The organism is Exiguobacterium sp. 8A, from assembly GCF_902506275.1.
Classification (GTDB): domain Bacteria; phylum Bacillota; class Bacilli; order Exiguobacteriales; family Exiguobacteriaceae; genus Exiguobacterium; species Exiguobacterium profundum.
In genome coordinates, this window is the sequence record NZ_LR733630.1 from 2431603 (window position 1) to 2452664 (window position 21062).

Consider the following 21062-nt stretch of genomic DNA (forward strand, 5'->3'; position numbering starts at 1 on the left):
TCAACGAGTCGGTACGTATCTATGAAACGGCCGACCCGACTTGGTACGGACGATGCGGGTTATGTCATCAACCAGACGTCCATCCATCATATACAGCCTGAGTTTGAAACTGTCCTTTTTAAAGCAATCGAATTGGTGAAAGAAGCATTCGATGAACAGCTACACAGCATATATCTTTATGGAAGCATCGGTCGCGGGACAGCTGTTGCTGGGCAATCGGATCTAGATTTGACGGTGCTCGTGCATGAGGACGTCGATGCGACAGAATTGGTGGAGCAGACGGAGCAATTGCTAATGCAACATCCGGAAGTCATTAAAATCGATTATGACATCGGGCGTCTAGATGTGGCACTGGATCCGGCGAATCGTTTTGAATGGGGCTTTTGGCTAAGACATCTTTGTACATGTGTGGACGGGGAAGATGTCTCGATTCAATTCCCGCGCATGAAGCCGGATGTTCGTGTGAGTGAGGCGTTGAACCAGGACTTGATTTCTTCAATTGAAGCAGCCAAGTCGAAATTGCTTCGTGGACAGATGTCTCATCTGGAGAAACGCTCCATCGTGAAGCGCGTCATCCGAGGTTGGTATTTAACGATCAACGTGAAGGACGAGAGTTTTGCGGCGACTGTAGAAGCGTGCTTGGCGATTTTAAAACTTTATTTCTCGGAAGATCCGCGAGTAGAGCAAGGAGAAGTGCTGTTGAGACAAGATGACATCACAAATCAACAGCTTCTAGACTATTTGAATGAAATAGATTGGATTTAATGATGTCGCTCCTCGATTGGGATATATCCGTTCGGTCGTCTTCGCTTCACGTCTGTGTCAAAGAAGAAATAAGGGACATATAAAGCACTTGATACGTACATAATGATGACAAATTCGATTGCGGTCGAACATTGAATGAGGTCGAATAAAAATAGAGACCATATGGGATATGAAACGAGACACATCGCCACAGTCATCCGACCCTTAGTTTGAATAAAACGGTACAAAATGCGCATCAATACGATATAAGGGAAGAATAGATAATAGAACATATTTTTCAATTAATGTCGTCCTTTCATATGTAAAACCATCTATCTCAGTATAATCGAGGAGAGACGGACGACAAAGGAGAATCCACATGAAATCAATCACCATCATCGGAGCTGGTGTCAGCGGACTTTATACTGCGACCCAACTTCATCAAAAAGGATATGACGTCACCATCTTTGAGGCACGTGATCGTATTGGTGGTCGTATCTTGACGAAGGACGGCTATGACCTCGGACCGACATGGTATTGGCCGGATACGGAGAAGACCATCTCTAAACTCGTGGATACACTCGGACTCGAGTCATTTGTTCAACATACGACAGGACACATGGTGCTCGAACGTCAAACGACGACCGCACCGGAACGACATGTGTTACCGGAAGAAAGCATCGTCTTATCCAAGCGTTTAGTCGGTGGGATGACGAGTCTGGTGGAAGCTCTGCATGCGAAGTTGCCCGATGACATCGTTCGGCTTGGGCATCGCCTGACCTCGATCGAGCGACAGTCGGACCGAGTCCAACTGACGTTTCAAAATGGTTCGGTGCATCACACGGACGACGTGATCCTTGCGATTCCACCCCGTCTCGTTGCGGAAGTGGCAATTGAACCGGCATTGTCAGCGCAAACGCGAAAAGCGCTCAAAACGACTCCCACATGGATGGCTTCTCAGGCGAAAGCGCTCATCGTATACGAGACACCGTTCTGGCGAGAAGAAGGTCTGTCTGGCTTTGGGATGAGCTGGGTCGGTCCACTTCAAGAGATTCATGACGCTTCTCTGATAGATGGACCAGGTGCGCTGTTCGGATTTTTCCGTCTGTCACCGGGAGAACGGGAAGCGTTAGGAGAAGGACAAGTAAAGACGCGTGTCATCGAACAACTGGAGAAGCTGTATGGTCCGAAAGCGAATGACTTCTTGCGATTTCACTTTATGGACTGGTCGACAGAATCAGAGACAGCGACATCTGACGACCTCCTGCCGCTCACAGCATTCCCGGCTTACGGTCCGATTGAGCTCGGAGACCGTCTCCATTTGATTGGTTCGGAGACGGATACGCAGTTCGGGGGACATATCGAAGGGGCATTGCGGTCGGCGAATCGAATCGTAAAAGGGTTGGTATAAAGAAAAAGACAAATCGTCCGACTAGCGGCGATTTGTCTTTTTCATTTGAATTTCTGAATCATCAACGCGAGCGAACGGTTGATCATCTTCATCTCGTCATCCTCAAGGACGGAGAACATCTCTTCAGCGAGGCGCTCTTCAATCGCATCGATTTGTTTCGAGTACGCCAGACCGTTCGGACCAAGTCGGATGAAGCTTTCTCGAAGGTTCTCAGGATTCTTTTCCCGCGCGACGAAGTCACGTTGCTCGAGCACTTTGAGCACCTGACTGACGGCACTTTTTGAGATGGACATCTTCGTCGCAATCTCCGTCGTCGTCCACGTCTCTTGGCGTTTAAAGAGAAGCAACATCTGTTCTTGTTGATAGCTCAGCTCGAATTCGTTCAGTTCCGTGAAATATTTCGTGAACAACAAGTCCAGCTCATCGATTTGACGATACATCGTGAGGACTTGTTGCTTTCGTGTTTCATTCAACGTGTCATTCATCCTTTCTTTACGGTGTCCGTCGGAACGTTTCGCTCCGGAGATATAAGAGGACACCACACACTAATCCGATTATACCAAATGCCAATAAGAGCGTTTGAATCGGCACAGCCAGGGCGACAAGAATCGATAAGATGGCGAACGCGATCGGTTCCAGGCCAGAAGCGGCGAGTGACATGATGCTCATGACGCGTCCAATTTTGTCAGAGTCGCTTTGTTCCTGCATGATGGTGACGGTCGGCAAGTAGACGAGCATAATCATAAATCCGCTCATAGAAGCCGCGACGGCGAGAAGTGGAATCGATTGAACTTGCGTGTAGAGGAAGAAGGCGCCGAGTGTCAGAAACAGTGCGCGGAAGACGAAGCGTCCACGATGAACGGTCCGCAGGAATAGAATCAGGAAGCTTGCGACGAACGTCCCGACTGCGAGCCCCCCTTCGATGATACTTAAATCAAAAGCCGTCCCTCCGACCGCACCAACGAGAATCGGGATACTCATGATGAGTGGTCCCATGACGAACAAGTTGACGATGGCAATGGCGAACGTCCCACTACGTAACACAGGTGTTTGCGATACGTAACGAATGCCCTCTTTCAAATCAACGAGTACATCTTTCGGTGAGAGCGGCGCGACCTCGGGAATGTGATCTTGAATCAGCCGCGGCATGATCAAAATCGCAGAGATGAAGATCAAGGAAGCCGCTGTGCCGAAACTGAGACCAAAACTTCCCCACGTCAGTAGGATCCCTGCAAGGAACGGGCCGATGACGAACATCAACTCGAGCGACCCTTGGAAAAGGGAGTTCGCCCGTTGCAACTGTTGACCTGATACGATTGAAGGCATAAGTGATGACAGTGCCGGGTAAGACATGCCATCTAAAAGACCAAACAATACGGAGATGATCAAGAGGGCTGTCACCGAATACGCGTCAGCGAAATGGAGCGCAACGACAATTAACATCAACACGCCTTGTCCGATATTTGTTAAGCATAACAAGCGACTCTTTTGGAATCGATCGGCGAACACACCGCCGAACACCATCATGACGACACGCGGCAACGAGACCGCAGTCAAGATAATCCCGAGAAGCGTTGGTTGCTTCAACACATCGATCGTCAACCACGAGACGCTCAAGAAGAAAATCGAAAACCCGAGCGTGAGCGTCATTCCGGATAACCAGGTAAACATAAATCGGGAATTGTTCAATAAACCCATGTTAATAACCTCTTACTTTCATTCTTTAAAATATAGTTAAGTTAACTAAACTATAAGGCGAGAAGTTCATATCGTCAAGAAACATGACTTTGGTACGAAAATGTAAAATAACGGAACTTTTCTCGTGTTCATACCGTATAGTGGAATAAGAGGTGAATCAAGATGAATAAGCAAGAACGACTACATATAATCAAACAATCAAATCGAAAGCGACTTTTGCAACGACTTTTTCTAGCAATTCCAGCTGCTCTCGCGGTCTACTTTTTAATACGAACGGACGGGAATATTTGGGTTGGGTTCGCCATTATCGGCGGAGTGTTACTTGCGACTCGTTACTTCTTTTCGCATGAAGCAGAGACGATCAGTCAATTGTCGGAGCAAGAACAGGTGAAACGTGTTGTGATACTGCAGTATCATCTGGACTTCCTCTTTATCGCATTGCTAGGACTCGTCAATCCGCTAGCCATTCGAATCATGGAATGGTCTTGGATTCCAGCGGTTCTTATCGGTGGGACATTGCTTTATATCTTATGGTCTCAAGAGAAGCTCGATCAACAAATCCGCTGGCTCGATCCGGAGCAACCGACACGTCGCGAGATTCGACGATTCTGAAAGGATGAATGAGATGAATAAACAAGAACGGATTAATACGATTTATCGTTATCAACAGCGTTGGCTCTTTTGGAGAATGGGACTGGCAGCTCTTACCGGGATGTTCGTCTTTCTTGCACTTCAGTCTGACGGTGCGTCAAAGTATATCATTCCATTAGGGGTCACATTAGCAGGCATGTTGTTCGCCATCGGACGAGAGCGGCGCTTCGTCAGGAAGTTGACCGCTGTAGAACAAGCAAAGCGCATCATCGATTGGCAGTATGTGTCGGAGATGGGACTCCTCGTCTTGTTGGCAATTCTTTTCCCATTAATCGTCTTGATTAACTGGCCGGCATGGTCGCTTTTCGTCGTCTTTTTAGGCGGGGTCATCTTATTGCAAGTCGCACAGAAAATGCTCGACCGGCAGATGCCGCAGTATGACGAAGAACAGCCGATGCGCCGCGAAATCAAACTCGACTTCGTGAAAGACTGAGGTGATACCGTGGACAAAGCAGAGCGATTTGAAAGAATTGAACAGTTTGAGAAACGATATACTCGTCTCAACATCATCGTGAGCGTAGTCATGCTAGGCGTATCCATCTATTTTCTTTCGACATGGAGTCCGTATAGCATTCTTTTACCCGGTGTCGCACTTCTCTATACGACATGGCTTGAATGGAGGAAGATGATATTACAGCAATCCTTCAACGAATCGACACGCTATCATCGTCTATTGCGTATCGATTTTTCTGTCATGTTGATGAGTTTGATCTGGTTCACGATTTTGATTGGGTTGCATTTCAACGGAATCGATATCTTACCGTGGATGAGTTGGACGCTACTAATCGGCGGACCGTGTCTCATATTGATTCCACTTTGGATTGATCGAAAACAGTCCGCGCTTGATGAGCACCACGTCACATCAGGCGAGTGGGCTCGGTCAAACCGGGAACGTTTGAAACATACGTTAGATGATATTTCAAGGAAAGGTCGTAAGCAGTCATGACAAAGAAAGAACGGATTCAAGTAATCGGAGGATATCGGCAGTCACGAGAAACCCTCCACCTTTGGCTCACAGGAGCCCTTATTTTTTGTAACAGTTTTGTGCTCGGCTTTGACACATGGTGGATATGGGGAATCGGTTCGGTCCTCACGGCTGTCCTACTCATAGGACTGACGATCAAAGAAGGACGTGTCTTACAGATTTTCACGGCAGGTCGAGGCATCTTGCTGACAAAACGTTTGTATCGCCTCTATTCTTACTGGATTGGAGCGGTCACAGTAGCGGTTCTCTTCAGTCGTCTGCAAATTGCACCCGTCGCATGGATTATCTTCGGTCTAAGCATCGTCATGTTAGCATGGACGCACTATCAGACCGTCCAACAATTGCGACAAGCCGACCCGGAGCAACCAACACGAGATGAGGTGACAAAGCATTACCGCTCGTATGAAAGGAGTACATATGCTGACGAAAGAAAAGCGAATTGAACAATTGATGGAGCAAGATGACAGTCATTGGCGTTGGGGGTGGGGCGTCGCCATCGCGACGGTCGTGATGACGCTCGTGATTGCCACGCAGTCCAAACTCTATGCTCCACTCCTCGTCTTCATCAGTTTCTTTCCGTATCTCTGTTTTGAGTGGCGGAAGACAAAACTGCTCCTGACCTTTAACGAGGATGCGCGTTACCAACGTCTGGTGTATACAGACTTTGGCATCCAGTGGCTCTGCTTCGTATTGACCATCTGCTTGTTGGCTGCCTATTATGCCGACTCGTTGTCTCCCGTCGTCGCCATTGCCGGGCTGTTCGGAATCGGTGTGATGTCGATTCTGGCACCTTATGTCATCAATCGAAACTTACAATCACTCGATTCGCATCATGTACGAGGGAAAGAATTGCGTGAAGCGCGCGATCAACGCTTCCGTGAATCCAAAACGAACGCCTGAGAAGGGTTCGTTTTTTGTTTGAGGACATCGGTCCTTTTCTTCTTCGGTACGGAGGCGTAAGCTGACAATGTACACAGAACTACTAGAAGAATCGAGGAAGACATTCATGTTAGCTATTTTGATTGGATTGACGATTGGGATTTTATTGCCGATGCAGACGAGTGTCAACTCACGTTTGCGTCAGGTGGTCGGCTCCCCGTTCGTTGCATCTTTTTTATCGTTTATGGTAGGGACGATCTTTTTGTCCCTTTTGCTCTTATTGACCGGACAGTCATTCGGGTTTGACGGCTCGGTGATTCAGGAAGGTCCGGGTTGGATGTGGATTGGCGGACTGTTAGGGGTCTTGTTCTTAACGGGAAATATCTTGCTGTTTCCAAGACTCGGGAGTGTCCAGACGGTCATCATGCCGATTTTTGGACAGATTTTGATGGGGTTGTTGATTGACCATTTCGGTTGGTTCCATTCTGTCGAACATCCAATTACGGCGCTTCGTTTGTTCGGAGTCGTGCTCGTCTTATTAGGAGTCATCGGAACGGTCGCTTTATCCGACTGGCTCAACCGCCGAAGAGGCAAGCTGGTCGTCTCCATGGAAACGGACACGGGGAATCTGAACCTGTGGCGACTGTTTGGGATTTTCACAGGGATGATGAGTGCCACGCAAACGGCCATTAACGGCTATTTGGGAACGGTGCTCGAATCGTCACTGAAAGGGGCATTGGTCTCTTTTGTTGTCGGAACGTTGGCGCTCTTACTCATTTTACTCGTCTCACGCCAACCGGTTCCGCTCGGTCAACTGAAAGGTCAACCGTGGTGGATTTGGCTCGGTGGGATCATTGGGGCGCTCTTCATCGGAGGAAACGTCCTCATCGTACCGATTGTCGGGACAGGGATCGCTGTCATCATCGTCATTGTCGGACTGTTATGCGGTAGCTTACTGATTGACCGTTTCGGTTGGTTCGGAGCGAAGAAGAACCCGGTCACTGGTGTGCAAATCATCAGTCTGATTGTCATGGTCATTGGAATTGTATTGATTCGTTTATCTTAAGGGGGGAGAACGATGCGGGGAGTGTTATTTGCAATCAGCGGAGGCTTTTTTCTAACGTTACAAAGTGTTGCGAATGCGCGAATCAGTTCGCAGATTGGGACGTGGCAAGCGGCGACGTTGACACAATTCACAGGATTCGTCGTCGCACTTCTCGTCATGCTGGTGCTCTGGGACCGCACGTATGTCGAGATGCGGCACGTGAAGCCGCTCTATTTATCTGGTGGGGCATTTGCGGCGATTATCTTATTTAGTAATATGACGGCCGTCCACGAGCTCGGGGTCACGCTCACGATTTCCTTGTATCTCATCGCACAGTTGGCGCTCGCACTCGTCATCGACTGGCGCGGCTGGTTCGGAATGGTGCGACGGAAGTTGAACGGGATGCAGTTGTTCGGGGTGTTCATGATGATCGCAGGAGTCATTTTATTAAAATGGTAGGGGGAACGTGCATGGTTGACGCGTATGTGAAGCAATTTGAATTGACTGTCTTACCTGTCGCTGCGCAGAACGAATTGCAGCTCGTCCGATACGAGCCGGGGGACGTCATCTGTACGCAAGGTGATGAAGCAGAACATCTCCGTTTCTTAGTGAAGGGGAAGATTCGCGTTTCCCATACTTCCGCTACCGGGAAGCGCCTCGTCCTCTCCTTCAAATATCCGCTCGATTTGATCGGGGACATCGAATATATTCAGCGGACCCCGTTTTTGAATACGGTCGAGGCGGTCACGTCAGTCGAGATGCTTGTCATTCGCTTCGAGGATTTGGTTCGACATGCCCACCACGATGTTGCGTGGTTACACTATTTATTAGAAGAGATCACAAGAAAATTTGAACGAAAATCTCAATCACTCAGCTTCAACTTGTTTTACCCTGTCGAAGTGCGCTTGGCGAGTTATCTGTTATCGATGACGCCGAATGACCAAACACTCGGCTCGACTGTCGACCAATTGACGGATATCGCTGATTTGATTGGGACGAGTTATCGTCATGTGAATCGGACGCTCCGGCGTTTCGTTGAGGCAGGAGTGATTGAACGAAATCGGCGGGTAATCACGCTCGTCGATCGGGAAGGTTTGTTGGAGATTGTCGGGGAGAGCATTTATGAATAGGAGGGGAGAATCATGGTGATTGGCATGATGCTTGCCATCTTCGGCGGGATGCTCGTCTGTGTGCAAAACACGTTTAACGCCAACGTCAAGAAGCGTGTCGGAGCATGGGCGACGACGACGCTCGTTCTCTGTCTTGGATTTTTAGCATCGCTACTCATTGGGTTGTTTCAAGAAGGTGGTGGCTTGTTCCGAGTAGAGGAGATGGAGACATGGTACTGGTTCAGCGGAATCCTCGGCGTCGGGGTCGTCATGAGTGTGACGCAAGGGGTTGAGCGCCTCGGGCCGAGTTACGCGATCTCAATCGTTATGGTGTCTCAAATCTTATTCGCGCTCCTCTGGGATACGTTAGGGTGGTTCGGATTGACGGCCGTCCCGTTCACATGGAAAACGGTCGTCGGGATTGTGTTAATCGTTGGTGGGGTGCTCGTATTTCAGTTGAGTGGAAAGGTAAAACCAACTCGCGCGTCGATGAATCGAGCGAGTTAAATGTTAAAAAGAAGTTCCACGTTTTGAACAAGTTTGTCCATGCTGCTGTCGATTCAGTTGAGTATGACAGATTGGGTCCATCACCGTTGACTTCTATTCCGTTGATTGACCAGATGTAACCAAAACTTTTGACTCATTAGGAAAAAAAGGATAAAAAGAACAATTTGACCGAATCTTTTTTTGAAAAGACATGTATAATTTAGAAGAACAGGATAGAAGGGGGTAATGATATGCAACAAGTGATGGACATGGGATGGACAATTCTAAACTTAGGGTTGTTGACGATGATTGGAATCTTTTTATTCCGACTCCTTCGCCGGCATTCAAATTAATCAGCATCTGACAATCGTCAGATGCTTTTTCCTTTTTAATGGGAAAACCTCGAAAGTTTGCTTATAGATTGTTAAGATATAGATATCGATAAATTGGATGTTTTTTACTTTTGGAGGTGTGAAAGGTGTTACGTGAAGAACGAATGGAATACTTGTACGACAAAGCATGGACTAAAAAAGGTCCGCTACTAGTGATTATCATCGGTGTAGTGACAGCGCTTTGGCTATTGTTCAATAATTCCAGAATGAGCCTATCCCTGTTCATTTTTTGTGCGGCGATGCTCATGCCGCTTCTGGTGGCGACATGGCATAAAATCCAGTTGTTTTTACAGTTCAATGACTCATCCACGTACCAGCGCTTCATCTATTTAAAAGGTATGATTCAGTTTATCCTCTTAATTGGTGTCATATCGACGATGGCGCTCTATGCACTGAAGTACATATCGCTTGATACGTTAAGCCTGGGCTGTGCGACGCTGATTGCGGGTTGCCTCATTCTCGAGTCGTGGGTCGACTGGAAGATTTTAAAGATTGATGACGAGCACGTGGTCGAGAGTTTGTTGGGATTGATGAATCGGGAGAAGAGTAAGGGATGAAACTGATTGAGAATAATTTTCGTATAGAAAAATAACGAAAACACATGAGGGGGATTCGATGGTAGACCATGAAGTTAGATTAGAACGGATGTTGAAGGATGATAAGAAACGAAAGAAACAATTGACCCTTCCATTGGTTGGGGCCATCGTCTTGACCTTCTTCTATATATGGACGACGAACGTCTTCTTGTTGTATGCCATGATTTTTTTCGGACAATTTCCTGCCCTATATAAATCATGGCACCGCAAGAAGTTATTACTGTCATTTAACGAAGACAAACGGTATCAACAACTCGTGCGATCCGAATTTTTATTGGGTCTTACCTCGCCGTTACTTGTTCTCATACTGATTACCAGTGTGGAGCTTGAGTGGATTTCATTGTTCATGTTCGTCATCGTTGCATTTATTGGAATCATGGTTCTGTTGATTCTCAGTTTTCCAATCGACCGCAAGTTAAAAGAAATCGATCCGTTACACGTGACGGGTGTCGAACTCGGTCATGTCCAGCTACAACGGAAGAAACGAAAAAGTGAAGCGTGATGAATAAACAAGAGCGTCTCCCCAAAATGGTCGAACAGGATCTCGACACACGAGGGATCAGCACACTATTTGGCATCATCGGCCTGTTTCTCTTTCTCGTTGTTTCGGTCATAAACGGTGTCACGGTGACGACGGTTGCCTTCTCTTTCCTCGTGACCCAATTGCCGATGCTTTATCAAGCGTGGCGACGGATGAAGTTGTTACGTACATTTAACGAAGACGAGGAATACCAACGTCTCGTTCGTCGAGAATTTCAAATCATCGTCGCCATGTTTGTGTCACTTGGTGTATTCACCTTCCTCACGTGGTTCGTATTCGATTCGATGCAAGAACTACTCGGTGTCGCATTGATTGGCATCATTCCGCTTCTCATCTTGTACGTGCCGATGGATCGTAAACTACGTGAAGCGGACCCGGAGCACGTGACCAATCGAGAGTTACGACAAGCACATCGTAAACAGAAACTCAGCCCCTGACACGCGTCAGAGGCTGAGTTTTTTCATGAGAACATCGCAACGAGAAGACCGCAGACGACCATTCCGAGTGTATAGAATGTGAACCGGTGTCGTTCTCAAAAGGAGTCATTCATCGTGTCACCGCGACATCATCGAGCGGTGTGTCGACCATTCGCACGAACGCTTCGTCCGGATCGGTCGTTCCGGATTCTTTGAGCCAATCCTGAAAGTCCCCTTCATATAAAATACGTCCATCGTGTAGGAAGATGACATGAGCATCGAGCTGAGCTAAGTCGTGCAATTGGTGTGTCGATATGAGACATGTCTTGCCTTCGTCGACGAGGCGTTGCAGACGGCGCATGATTTGAATGCGGGATGCCGGATCGACCCCACTCGTCGGCTCGTCAAATAAGTAGAGGGAACGCTTGATGGAAGACAATAGTGTCACGAAAAGCCATTTCTTCTCCCCGACCGACATCTTTCCGAGCTTCATCATCCATAGATTTTCGAACAGTTCTTGTTCTCGGGACGTCGAAAGGTTGTTCACATAAGACTCGAGTTTCTTGAAGTCGGGGCGCTGCGACAAACGTCCGATGAAGTAGGCGAAGTCTTTCCCCGTCAATTCATGATGGTTGTACATGAGTTGCGTCAAATAGAGCATATCCATCATCGGAACGAGGTCGAGGGATGCCTTGTCGACCGGGAGTGCCCCGGTCATACAGTCAAACAGGGTCGTCTTTCCGGCCCCGTTTTGTCCGATCAAGACGTTCAATTTGTTTGGTTGTAACGTGAATGATACGTCATCGAGCACGGGACGCGTCGCTTTCGGATAGCGATAAGTGAGCTGGTTTACGTGCATAAGAACCTCCTAGCGTGTGATGAGTGAGACGAGACTGAAGCGTTTCAACGCAATCGCACCAATGATGAAGTAACCAAGTATGGAAAGGAATATCGCCCATACCCCGAACGAAAGATCGACTTGAGTCGTCAGGTGCAGCAATCCGAGCGCGAATTCATGGAGTGCATAGAACGGGTTGAAAAAGCTGAACCATTGATCAGGTGACTTAATTGCCAATAAAAAGAGCGGAAACATCAGAATGTTCGCGAATGTCCCGAGACTCGATACTTTCACTGGAAGTGCCGTAATGGCGACACTTGCAACCGCGAACGGTATACTACCGATCAATACGAGTAGAGATGTTGCAATCAACTTGAACGAGAAGAACCCGTGTACGAGCGTGACGACCGTTGTGAATAAAAGTAGGCTGATGGAGGCGAATAAGAGTTGCGCCAAGATGACGGCGATGACATACGTCAGTTTGTTGCCTGAGATCATCACGTACGTTTTCATCAGTCCGTATTCACGCATACGAGCGAGTTCGATGCCGACACCGTTCACATATGTAGCAAGAATAATATACACCCAGAAATAAGAGAGCCCTGGGTAATATTCCGCTGTCGTTGCTTGGCGACTATCTGAAAACGACTGTGTCAAGGCGATCATGAGCGGAATTCCGAATGTCCAGATGAATGGAACTTTATCCGTGACGACAACTTTGGCATACATAAAGAAATAACTTGTGATTTGATGCATCCTGTTCCTCCGTTTGTATGTTTGTATCGTAGCTCAATATACGGAAGGTTATTGGAAAAAGTTTCAAAAAATAATCCCTCATATTGAATGAGGGATTGAAGAAAATCATTTCACTTTGTCGCGTTTCGCAATCTTGTCGCTCACTTGCTGACCGCTCAATGTCACCATCGGCATGCCACCGCCCGGATTGACGGTTCCGCCGACGAAGTAGAGGTTGTGGTAAAGTTCACTCTGTTTCTTATGTTTGAAGCCGCCATTCCGATTCTTGTCGGCGACCGTTCCATAAATGGCACCTCGGTCCGATCCATACGTCCGCTCGATATCATGGGGCGTCCATACATCACGTGTCACCGTATGTTCACGCAAACCATCGAGACCCATTCGTTCCAATTTGTCGAGTACACGTTCTTCAAAAGCGGCGTACTCTTCTTCCGTGAACGGCACATCCTGGATATACGGAATGTGTGGCAAGATTTTGATGTTCTCATGTCCTGGTGGCGCTTGGGTCGGGTCGGTCTTGTTGACGTTGACGAGATAGATTGTCGGGTCGTCCGGAAGTTCATGTTTCTCAAAAATTTTATCCATTTGTTCATGTAGGTTCTCAGAGAAGAAGAAGTTATGATGTGCCAGTTGTGGATAGGCTTTCTTCACCCCGAGATGGAGGACGAATCCGGAACTTGCCGGTTCGTATTTATCGACGAGTTTGTCGACGTACTGTTCGTCCGCGTCGACCATCTTCTGATAGAACGGAATGACTTCCATGTTCGAGACGAAATAATCAGCAGAACGGAGACGTCCGTCTTCAAGCTCGATGGCGGTCACCTTCTGGTTCACCGTATGGGCACGAACCACGCCTTCTCCGGTATGTAGCTTCACACCGATCTCTTCAGCGAGCTTCGTCAAACCTTCTGCGAGCTTATGGGTCCCGCCTTCGACGTACCAACAGCCTTGGGCATATTGCATGTAAATCATCATATTTAAGACAGCGGGTGCGTTATACGGAGACGACCCGACATATTTGACGTAATACGAGAGCATGTCCCGAAGATGAGGGTTACTGATCCGTTTCTTGATGGCGCTATACATCGTCGACGTCAAGTCGAATCCGAATAGGGTCGGGAAGATGCCTGTTTTCATGACTGCTTCTAAAGGCGACTCAAACCCTTCGGCCAAATAGCCCTTCTCGGTCGTCTTATAGATGCGCGCTGCATAATTCAACAGTTCACGATATTCTTGCATGTCTTTTCGAGAGAGGGAAGGATTCGCCCGTTGCATTTGTTCGAGGTCATGGTAGAGGTCGAGGACGGTATCGTCCGGGAAGAAAGAGCGCCATTCGAGCTCAAGTCGTTTGATGGACACATAGTCTTCCATCCGTTTCCCGCTTCCGCGGAACAATTTGTCGAAGATGTGGGGCATCGTTAATATTGAGGGTCCGAGGTCGAAACCGAATCCGTCTTGTTCGAGCCGATTCACTTTCCCGCCAATGTGATCATTCTTTTCGTAGAGTGAGACGTCGTAACCTTTTTGTGCGAGTGAGATGGCTGCTGACAAGCCGCCGAGCCCTCCGCCTATGACGATGACCGACTTATCCACTGATGGCATATATTCGCCGCCTTTCCGAAGTGTTATTTTCAAAAAACAGAATGAGTGCTACCTCTTCTATTCCCGTTTCTAAATGAAACGAACATGCTTTTACGGATTTGCCACATCCACAAAGATGTCATCCCTGAACCGACAAAAGTTATGTATAGTAAGGGAACAGAGACTGAACGAAAGTAGGAATCTAAGATGATCGTAAAAACAATCACGCTTCACTTTACGAACGGGGATGAAATCACCATCCCGTTTGATGAGATCGAATCGTGTCGGATGCATGATATTCAAGACGGGATGCGTGTTGCCGCGGATGGACAATTGATCAAAGAAAAAGTGATGCATGGACTCGACCTCGTATTGAAGGATTCGGCGAATCAATTGGAATGGACTGGCGAGGGTGGACCGTTTGACCGTATCCTAGGTATGTCGGATTTACAACATCTCGCCTTCGAGTTTGAAGGGATGCGAGGAAAGTCATACCGCATCGCCTGGCATGATTTTGAGGCAGTACAGAACGCATATCAGACGACAACTGAAGAAAATGGGAACCTGCACGTGCACGTTCGTGTTTCATAAAAATAGCCTCTCGCAATATGTGCGGGAGGCTCTATTCGTTTGACTTCACACCACCAGCGACGAGTGGTCCTTCATAGGTGATTGTATAGATGATGCGGGCGATGTCTTCCGCTGTCTCTTCCGAAGACGGATTGTTCAACCACTCATAGATGACGCCCATGTGAGCTGAAGATAGATAGGCGACGAGATATAGAGGCGGGACCATCATCTTGTCCGGGTCAAACAAGGTTACCGGGGAGCGCTGAAACAAGGCAGCCTGCATAAATTTTCGAAGTTTTGCCTGGAACGTCGGATCTCCATTTGGTCCGAGGAGCGGCTTCATGATGATTTGATTGTCTTCGATGAAGCGGATGAACGGGACGAGATAATGATACGAGTTGTCGGTCCGTTCGTCTCCGAAGATGTGCGGCAACTGATGAATCAACTTCTGTTCGGCCTCTTCAAAGATCTCGTCGACGCATTTCTCCATCAACTCGAACTTATCTACATAATGGCTATAAAAGGTACCCCGATTGATGCCGGCTCGTTCAGTCAATTGCTTGATAGTGACGGCTTCAAATCCCTGTTCTTCAATGAGACTAAAGAAGGCATCTTTGATCAGCTTCTTCGTTCGGATGACGCGTAAGTCAGTTTGTTCCATATTATTTCTCCTTTTCCTCAACACATTCATTGCATCTGTCGGAAAACCGACACGATGACCGATATTGACGATTGTTGCCACCGTGAACGGGGACTATACTGAACATATAAACCAACACGGTGTCGATTATCTTGAGTATACACGATGAGGCGCCGAAAAGGAGTGACAGAAATGAACATTCAACTGCAACACGTCGACAAGTCGTTCGGCGACCAACTCGCCATCGACAACATCGACTTCACCATCCCATCCGGAGAAATTTGCTGCTTGCTCGGACCATCTGGATCGGGGAAGACGACGCTCATCCGACTCATGATCGGCGCCCTCGCACCGGACAAAGGAAGTGTCCATATCGGCGAAACGAAGATGCCAAACATGGACATGCTCCAACAAATCGGATTTATGCCGCAGAACGATGGCTTGTACGAAGACTTGTCGGCCGAAGCGAACCTCGCCTTCTTCGGGTCGATTTATAAGTTAGGGAAAAAGGCGCTCCAAGAACGCATCACCGAAGTGCTCAACCTTGTCGATTTAACGAACGACCGGCATAAGCTCGTCCGCAATTTTTCAGGCGGGATGAAGAAGCGTCTTTCCTTGGCCATTGCCATCCTGCATAAGCCCGATGTGTTGTTTCTTGATGAACCGACGGTCGGAATCGATCCGATTTTACGCCGACAGATTTGGGATCAGTTCCAAACGATTCGGGCGGAAGGGACGACCATCATCGTCTCGACGCACGTCATGGATGAAGTGCTCGAATGTGATCGAGCCGCACTCGTCTATAATGGACGGTTGATCGCCTATGACCATGTGCAAGATTTGCTTGACCAGACCGAGAATGGTCGCGTCGAAGAACTGTTCTTGATTGCAGGGAAAGAGGGGGTGGGTGACCATGCGTAACTTAGCGAAACGTGTCATCTTTCAGACGTTGAATGATAAACGAAGTGTCGCCTTGATCTTGATTGCGCCACTTCTCATTTTGACACTCGTCTACTTCTTACTCGGGGACTCCGACTACGTGCCGACCGTCGTCCTGGATGACAACGCACCAGAACAGCTTGTCAATGCGTTTGAAGACGAGACGCTCGAAGTGGAACAGGCATCGTTCGATGATCCAAAAGTATATATCGAAGACAATGAACATGTCGATGCCGTGTTTGAAATGAATCAAGAAGGAACGACCATCACGTTACGCGAACCTTCGACGAAGTCGTCGAAGGCGGTTGGTGAGATTCAAGATGCGTTGACGACGCTCAATCCCGCAGCCGAGATCGATACGCCATTCGTCTATGGGGAAGAAGACCAATCGACATTCGATTCGTTCGGCTTCGTCTTCCTATCCCTCTTCTCGTTCTTCTTCGTGTTCATCCTATCTGCGATGGCACTCGTCAAAGAACGGAGTGGGGGTACACTCGAGCGACTCTTGATGACCCCAATCAAACGAGGACAGGTCATTTTAGGATATACACTCGGATACGGTACGTTTGCGGTCGTGCAGTCGATTTTCATCGTACTCTATTCGATTTATGTGCTCGGTCTGTCTTCTCTTGGGAACATGGCGTGGGTCATGTTGACGATGCTACTCATGGCGGGTACGGCGGTACTCTTCGGAGCGACCATCTCGGTGTTTGCCCGTTCGGAATTACAGGTTGTTCAGATGATTCCGTTCACCATCATCCCGCAAGTATTCTTCTCAGGACTCATCCCGCTCGACTTGATTCCATACGGACTCGGGAACTTGAGTTACGTCATGCCAATCTTCTACGGAGCGACAGCAATCAAGGAAGTCATGATTTACGGAAGTGGTTTCTCAGGCATCTGGATGTATTTACTCGGTCTGATTCTTTATGCAGGTGTCTTATATCTCTTAAACATGCGAGCGCTCGGGAAATACAGAGGACACTAAGTTAAAAGGACAACACCCAGTCTTGAAACTGTTGAAACGCCGGGATTTTATTGGCCAGTCCGATGACGAGAAACCAAGCACCGGTATAGAAGAAAGCAGAGATGGTCGTATAGAACGCATACGTACGAAGTTTGAGCGATGTGAACCCGGCGATGTAATGGAGCGGGTGCCGAAGGCCGGGAATAAAATAAGAAATCATAATGGTGCGTGCCCCGTATGTTTGATAGAGCGCCTCGGCTTTTTTAAGATAACGAGATTCGCGTTGTCGCACGGGTAGGATACGATGAAGCCCTTTCCCGATTAAATAGAACCAGCCGAACGTGAGCGTGAAGAGAATCCAGGTGGAGACAAATAAAAGCCAACTTGGGACAAAATCATCCGCGACCGTCAGATGGGTGATCATTAAGACGTCGTCAGATAATGGGGTAAACATGATGCCGATGGCGAGCATGGCATAATGTATGATCATTTCCATAATAAATTCACTCCTTACCTTGTCTAGTATTCACTCGCAAGCGTAAGGAGTTTTTAGTATTCTCTTAAGAAATCTTAAGAAGTTGGAAAGGAAGTGCCGTTACTGAGTTTGTTACACTCATTAATAGAGGAAATGAATGTAGTTTACTAGCGAAAAACGAGGAGGAAAGAGATGCGTTCACAACCCGTCATCTGTATCGCTGACGACGATGAAGCGATTCGAGAATTACTTGCTATCTATTTAAAAAATGAAGGATATGCACTCCGATTTGCGAAAAATGGACAAGAAGTGCTCGACCTCGCGTCGACCGAAACGATCGATTTACTCATTCTAGATTTGATGATGCCTGTCATGGGTGGGATTGAAGCTTGTATTGAAATTCGAAAGACGCAGTTTATGCCGATTTTGATGCTCACAGCCAAAACGAGCGACTTGGATTTGATGCAAGGCATTTCCGTTGGAGCGGACGACTACATTAAAAAACCGTTTAACCCACTTGAAGTGACGCTGCGTGTCAAATCGTTACTCAGACGATATCGTGATTATGGGTCAGATCGAGCAGACCTCACGAGTACACTCGTCTTTGAAAATGTGACACTTGATTTACAGACGCGACAATGTCGAAAGGATGAGATGTTGATTCGACTTACACCGAAAGAGTTTGATATTCTCGCCTATTTTATGCGTCATCCGAATCAAGTGTTAACAGTTGAACAGATTTACGAGGCGGTGTGGGGTGAGGCAGCATTTGAGGTCGACAACACAGTGATGGTCCACATCACAAAAATCCGAGAAAAGTTAGAAGACACACCACGAAAACCGACCATTATCAAGACGGTGTGGGGCGTGGGGTATCGATTATGAGACGGAGACAATGGGATCGCTTGCTAGTGAAGTTGATTGGTATCATTTTAGTCAATGCATTGATTGCGACGATTGCTTTTTTAATCATGGGCTATTCGATCAGTTTATACTACATTGAGAACGAAACAACACCAGATCCCCTGACGTCCAATCTTATGTTTTTAGGGGTGACGTTCATTGTTATTTTGATCTTTATTATTGGATTTTCACTGATGATGCGGAAAACACTTCGAAAAATCACGTATTTATCGAGTGAGATTGAACAGATTGCAAACGGTGACCTCGGTCGAACTGTCAAAGTGGAAGGTCGAGACGAAATCGCGTCGCTTGGAGAGAGTGTGAATCGGATGTCAGCTCAATTAAGTGAATTATTTGAAAAGGAACGGGCGCATGAAGAAGAGCGGAACCAACTATTCTCCAACCTGTCGCACGATTTGCGGACACCGCTCACGAGCATCAAAGGCTATACGCAACTCCTGCAAATGAATCGGGAACTGACGCTTGCAGAAAAAGATCATTTTCGTATTCTAAATGAAAAAACGGATCAGCTTGAACATTTGCTAGATCAGCTGATGAACGTAAACCGACTCTATGCCCCACATATGCAACTAAAGAAACAGAGACTCAACCTGAGCCTATTGACGACCCAACTCATCCACGAGATGGAGCCGTTGTTCAATGAGCGAGGTCATCGATTACACCTATCGATTCAACCTGACCGATGGATAGTAGCCGATCAAGAACAGCTCATTCGTGTATTTGAGAATCTTTTTTCGAACGCATGGAAATATGCGGAGCAAACGAGTCCGATTCAAATTGATCTCCAGACCAGGGAGGATATGCTTGAGTGGTCTATCTCGAATGCGACAACGACTGAAACGATTGATGCCATCCCTTATCTGTTTGATCGCACATATCGTGTCGATTCCTCGAGAGGGGTCACGCCAGGTGATGGATTGGGTCTATCGATTGCCCGCCAAATCATTTTGTTGCATGGGGGACGGTTGACGGCCGCACCACTGGAGGGTCAGGTTATTTGTTTTCGGGTATCGTTACCGGTGGAATGAGATATCCCATTAAGATTGTATCGAAGTGCTGTCCATCAATAAGCTTATCGTCCCGTAATCGGCCTTCGACTTCGAAGCCGTAGCGCTCATAGAGTGCTATGGCTTTTTTATTTGTTTCAATGACACTTAAAGTGACTTTATGAAGGCGTTCCGTTCGCGCCCAATCGAGAACGTATCGTAAAATAGCTGAACCTAAACCGAGTCCCCAATGCGCTTGCAGAATTCCAACTCCAAATTCGACAGTGTGGGATTTTCGAGCGAGCACACTTCCTTCGCAGCGGGCAAACCCGACAATTTCCCCATCGACTTCTGCTATGAGAAAAATACGATTCATTATAACTAAGTCATGTTCAATTAACTGCTTAAATGCATGCTCATCGAGAGTGCCTTCTCCAGGTTCGCGGTCTAAATAGTCCGTCTCTTGATCGATTTGCAGCCAAATGAAAGCGAGGGATTTCGCGTCGTCTTGTGAGGCTTGACGAATGGTACAGTGTTGTTCGTTTCGTATGTATGAAATAGGGTTCATGATATCCTCCTTTGTAATATCGGTCATAAAAAAAGCACTCGGACCATTGTCCGAAATGCTCATTAGCGTTTGAGTAACAACATCACGCCGGTCACGAATAATGCGATTCCGCTCGCGAGTCTAACTTGTTTGCACGTCACGTTCCTTCACCCCTACATTTCTTATCTGTTTGCTTTAGCGACACGTTTTGGTATTTTCGACATTTCTTGATAAATCGAAAGAATCTCGGTCCCGTAATTTCCTTTCGGCTGCATGGCCCACTTTTGGTGAAGAGATGGCCACGTCGTTGCAGAGCCTCGCTTGACGAGATGGAAGCGTGGGTCGACTTGTTTCGTATTCAGTGCATCGTGTGAGGCGTATGCCTTTAGATGCTGAACTTGAGCAGTCACGCCTTGATGCGGTGAACGGAAATAGTGACCTTTTACGCCATTCCCAGTCGTCCCGATTCCGGAATAGTTATGTTGTTCAGGGAGTACATCGCCACCATATCGAAAGTAGCCTGTCTCTTTCAGTGCTTGAGCGAACGCGACATCCCCACGAACACCTTCCTTAGCGCCGATGATGACGAAGAGGTTCGCCAAGTCTTCGACCGACGTTTGTACTAGTCGGACATCACGAGGATTCTTCTTTTTTACGTAATCCGCCATTTGTGGCGGAGTCAAAGCCGATACTCCCATAATAGCACGATTCTGCTTCTTCGGGACCGCCTCAACGATTGATCCAGTCGAGAGAAAAGAAGATGTGATCAGAAGAAATACAATCATCAAGCTAAACACTTTTTTCATCATATGTACCCTCCTAAACGAATCATATCCATTGAGAAATAATACCATTAAAAAGTAAGATTGACCCATTATTATAATGA

At 47.4% G+C, this 21062-nt stretch carries 28 protein-coding genes; 19 read left to right on the forward strand and 9 right to left on the reverse strand.

Annotation, left to right across the window (positions count from 1 at the left end; translation table 11 throughout):
* Nucleotides 1-21: 21 nt before the first annotated feature.
* Both GVY42_RS12770 and GVY42_RS12775 read left to right on the forward strand, forming a co-directional pair.
* A complete protein-coding gene (locus GVY42_RS12770) occupies nt 22-765 on the forward strand; it encodes a nucleotidyltransferase domain-containing protein (RefSeq protein ID WP_159563420.1) in 744 nt (247 codons plus the stop codon).
* Nucleotides 766-1123: 358 nt separating this feature from the next.
* Complete coding sequence (locus GVY42_RS12775) at nt 1124-2155, forward strand: FAD-dependent oxidoreductase (protein WP_159563422.1); 1032 nt, start codon at nt 1124-1126, stop codon at nt 2153-2155.
* A gap of 41 nt (nt 2156-2196) precedes the next feature.
* On the opposite strand, the gene GVY42_RS12780 is transcribed toward GVY42_RS12775, so the two are convergent.
* Both GVY42_RS12780 and GVY42_RS12785 read right to left on the reverse strand, forming a co-directional pair.
* The gene (locus GVY42_RS12780) at nt 2197-2628 is read right to left on the reverse strand and encodes a MarR family winged helix-turn-helix transcriptional regulator (protein ID WP_031424557.1); all 432 of its coding nucleotides are present in this window, start codon (nt 2626-2628) and stop codon (nt 2197-2199) included.
* A 19-nt stretch (nt 2629-2647) separates the two neighbouring features.
* On the reverse strand, nt 2648-3853 hold the full coding sequence (locus GVY42_RS12785) for an MFS transporter (RefSeq protein ID WP_159563423.1): 1206 nt from the start codon (nt 3851-3853) through the stop codon (nt 2648-2650).
* 162 nt (nt 3854-4015) lie between these two features.
* On the opposite strand from GVY42_RS12785, the gene GVY42_RS12790 reads away from it, so the two are divergent.
* The 12 genes from GVY42_RS12790 (at nt 4016) to GVY42_RS12845 (ending at nt 10974) form a co-directional block, all read left to right on the forward strand.
* Nucleotides 4016-4465 carry a hypothetical protein gene (locus GVY42_RS12790; RefSeq protein ID WP_159563424.1) on the forward strand — a complete coding sequence of 150 codons (450 nt, stop codon included), beginning with the start codon at nt 4016-4018 and terminating at the stop codon, nt 4463-4465.
* A gap of 13 nt (nt 4466-4478) precedes the next feature.
* Nucleotides 4479-4937 (forward strand): hypothetical protein, encoded by a 459-nt coding sequence (locus GVY42_RS12795; protein ID WP_159563425.1) that lies wholly within the window; start codon nt 4479-4481, stop codon nt 4935-4937.
* A gap of 9 nt (nt 4938-4946) precedes the next feature.
* Complete coding sequence (locus tag GVY42_RS12800) at nt 4947-5450, forward strand: hypothetical protein (RefSeq protein ID WP_159563426.1); 504 nt, start codon at nt 4947-4949, stop codon at nt 5448-5450.
* Nucleotides 5447-5932, forward strand: a complete 486-nt coding sequence (locus GVY42_RS12805) for a hypothetical protein (RefSeq protein WP_159563427.1) — start codon at nt 5447-5449, stop codon at nt 5930-5932. The genes GVY42_RS12800 and GVY42_RS12805 overlap by 4 nt, the downstream gene beginning before the upstream one ends.
* Nucleotides 5907-6389 (forward strand): hypothetical protein, encoded by a 483-nt coding sequence (locus GVY42_RS12810; RefSeq protein ID WP_159563428.1) that lies wholly within the window; start codon nt 5907-5909, stop codon nt 6387-6389. The genes GVY42_RS12805 and GVY42_RS12810 overlap by 26 nt, the downstream gene beginning before the upstream one ends.
* Nucleotides 6390-6456: 67 nt before the next feature.
* On the forward strand, nt 6457-7434 hold the full coding sequence (locus GVY42_RS12815; protein ID WP_159563429.1) for a DMT family transporter: 978 nt from the start codon (nt 6457-6459) through the stop codon (nt 7432-7434).
* Between the two features lie 12 nt (nt 7435-7446).
* Nucleotides 7447-7872 (forward strand): DMT family transporter, encoded by a 426-nt coding sequence (locus tag GVY42_RS12820; RefSeq protein WP_159563430.1) that lies wholly within the window; start codon nt 7447-7449, stop codon nt 7870-7872.
* A gap of 11 nt (nt 7873-7883) precedes the next feature.
* Nucleotides 7884-8543 (forward strand): Crp/Fnr family transcriptional regulator, encoded by a 660-nt coding sequence (locus tag GVY42_RS12825; protein ID WP_159563431.1) that lies wholly within the window; start codon nt 7884-7886, stop codon nt 8541-8543.
* A 12-nt stretch (nt 8544-8555) separates the two neighbouring features.
* A complete protein-coding gene (locus GVY42_RS12830; RefSeq protein WP_159563432.1) occupies nt 8556-9029 on the forward strand; it encodes a DMT family transporter in 474 nt (157 codons plus the stop codon).
* 457 nt (nt 9030-9486) lie between these two features.
* Nucleotides 9487-9957 (forward strand): hypothetical protein, encoded by a 471-nt coding sequence (locus tag GVY42_RS12835; protein ID WP_159563433.1) that lies wholly within the window; start codon nt 9487-9489, stop codon nt 9955-9957.
* Between the two features lie 58 nt (nt 9958-10015).
* On the forward strand, nt 10016-10498 hold the full coding sequence (locus GVY42_RS12840) for a hypothetical protein (protein ID WP_159563434.1): 483 nt from the start codon (nt 10016-10018) through the stop codon (nt 10496-10498).
* Nucleotides 10498-10974, forward strand: coding sequence for a hypothetical protein (locus GVY42_RS12845; RefSeq protein ID WP_159563435.1), 477 nt, complete (start codon nt 10498-10500; stop codon nt 10972-10974). Before GVY42_RS12840 ends, GVY42_RS12845 begins: the two co-directional genes overlap by 1 nt.
* Nucleotides 10975-11083: 109 nt before the next feature.
* Here GVY42_RS12845 and GVY42_RS12850 read toward each other — a convergent pair whose 3' ends face one another.
* The 3 genes from GVY42_RS12850 to GVY42_RS12860 form a co-directional block, all read right to left on the reverse strand.
* On the reverse strand, nt 11084-11812 hold the full coding sequence (locus GVY42_RS12850) for an ABC transporter ATP-binding protein (RefSeq protein ID WP_159563436.1): 729 nt from the start codon (nt 11810-11812) through the stop codon (nt 11084-11086).
* Nucleotides 11813-11821: 9 nt separating this feature from the next.
* Nucleotides 11822-12547 carry a hypothetical protein gene (locus GVY42_RS12855; protein WP_159563437.1) on the reverse strand — a complete coding sequence of 242 codons (726 nt, stop codon included), beginning with the start codon at nt 12545-12547 and terminating at the stop codon, nt 11822-11824.
* 105 nt (nt 12548-12652) lie between these two features.
* Nucleotides 12653-14149, reverse strand: a complete 1497-nt coding sequence (locus GVY42_RS12860; protein WP_074034759.1) for an NAD(P)/FAD-dependent oxidoreductase — start codon at nt 14147-14149, stop codon at nt 12653-12655.
* 186 nt (nt 14150-14335) lie between these two features.
* On the opposite strand from GVY42_RS12860, the gene GVY42_RS12865 reads away from it, so the two are divergent.
* Complete coding sequence (locus GVY42_RS12865) at nt 14336-14719, forward strand: hypothetical protein (RefSeq protein ID WP_159563438.1); 384 nt, start codon at nt 14336-14338, stop codon at nt 14717-14719.
* Nucleotides 14720-14750: 31 nt separating this feature from the next.
* Here the strand turns inward: GVY42_RS12865 and GVY42_RS12870 are convergent, their stop codons facing one another.
* On the reverse strand, nt 14751-15359 hold the full coding sequence (locus GVY42_RS12870) for a TetR/AcrR family transcriptional regulator (protein ID WP_159563439.1): 609 nt from the start codon (nt 15357-15359) through the stop codon (nt 14751-14753).
* A 171-nt stretch (nt 15360-15530) separates the two neighbouring features.
* Between GVY42_RS12870 and GVY42_RS12875 the strand changes: the two genes are divergently transcribed.
* Entirely contained in the window at nt 15531-16259 is a 729-nt protein-coding gene (locus GVY42_RS12875; RefSeq protein WP_159563440.1) for an ABC transporter ATP-binding protein, read from the forward strand.
* A complete protein-coding gene (locus GVY42_RS12880) occupies nt 16252-17265 on the forward strand; it encodes an ABC transporter permease (protein WP_159563441.1) in 1014 nt (337 codons plus the stop codon). Before GVY42_RS12875 ends, GVY42_RS12880 begins: the two co-directional genes overlap by 8 nt.
* Before the next feature lies 1 nt (nt 17266).
* Here GVY42_RS12880 and GVY42_RS12885 read toward each other — a convergent pair whose 3' ends face one another.
* Nucleotides 17267-17740, reverse strand: a complete 474-nt coding sequence (locus GVY42_RS12885) for a DedA family protein (RefSeq protein WP_074034750.1) — start codon at nt 17738-17740, stop codon at nt 17267-17269.
* A 171-nt stretch (nt 17741-17911) separates the two neighbouring features.
* Between GVY42_RS12885 and GVY42_RS12890 the strand changes: the two genes are divergently transcribed.
* Entirely contained in the window at nt 17912-18604 is a 693-nt protein-coding gene (locus GVY42_RS12890; RefSeq protein WP_015880656.1) for a response regulator transcription factor, read from the forward strand.
* Nucleotides 18601-19671, forward strand: a complete 1071-nt coding sequence (locus GVY42_RS12895) for a HAMP domain-containing sensor histidine kinase (RefSeq protein WP_159563442.1) — start codon at nt 18601-18603, stop codon at nt 19669-19671. Before GVY42_RS12890 ends, GVY42_RS12895 begins: the two co-directional genes overlap by 4 nt.
* On the opposite strand, the gene GVY42_RS12900 is transcribed toward GVY42_RS12895, so the two are convergent.
* Nucleotides 19637-20197 carry a GNAT family N-acetyltransferase gene (locus tag GVY42_RS12900; RefSeq protein ID WP_159563443.1) on the reverse strand — a complete coding sequence of 187 codons (561 nt, stop codon included), beginning with the start codon at nt 20195-20197 and terminating at the stop codon, nt 19637-19639. The two genes, GVY42_RS12895 and GVY42_RS12900, sit on opposite strands and share 35 nt — an antisense overlap.
* Nucleotides 20198-20358: 161 nt before the next feature.
* On the reverse strand, nt 20359-20982 hold the full coding sequence (locus tag GVY42_RS12905; RefSeq protein WP_236548963.1) for a glucosaminidase domain-containing protein: 624 nt from the start codon (nt 20980-20982) through the stop codon (nt 20359-20361).
* Between the last annotated feature and the right edge of the window lie 80 nt (nt 20983-21062).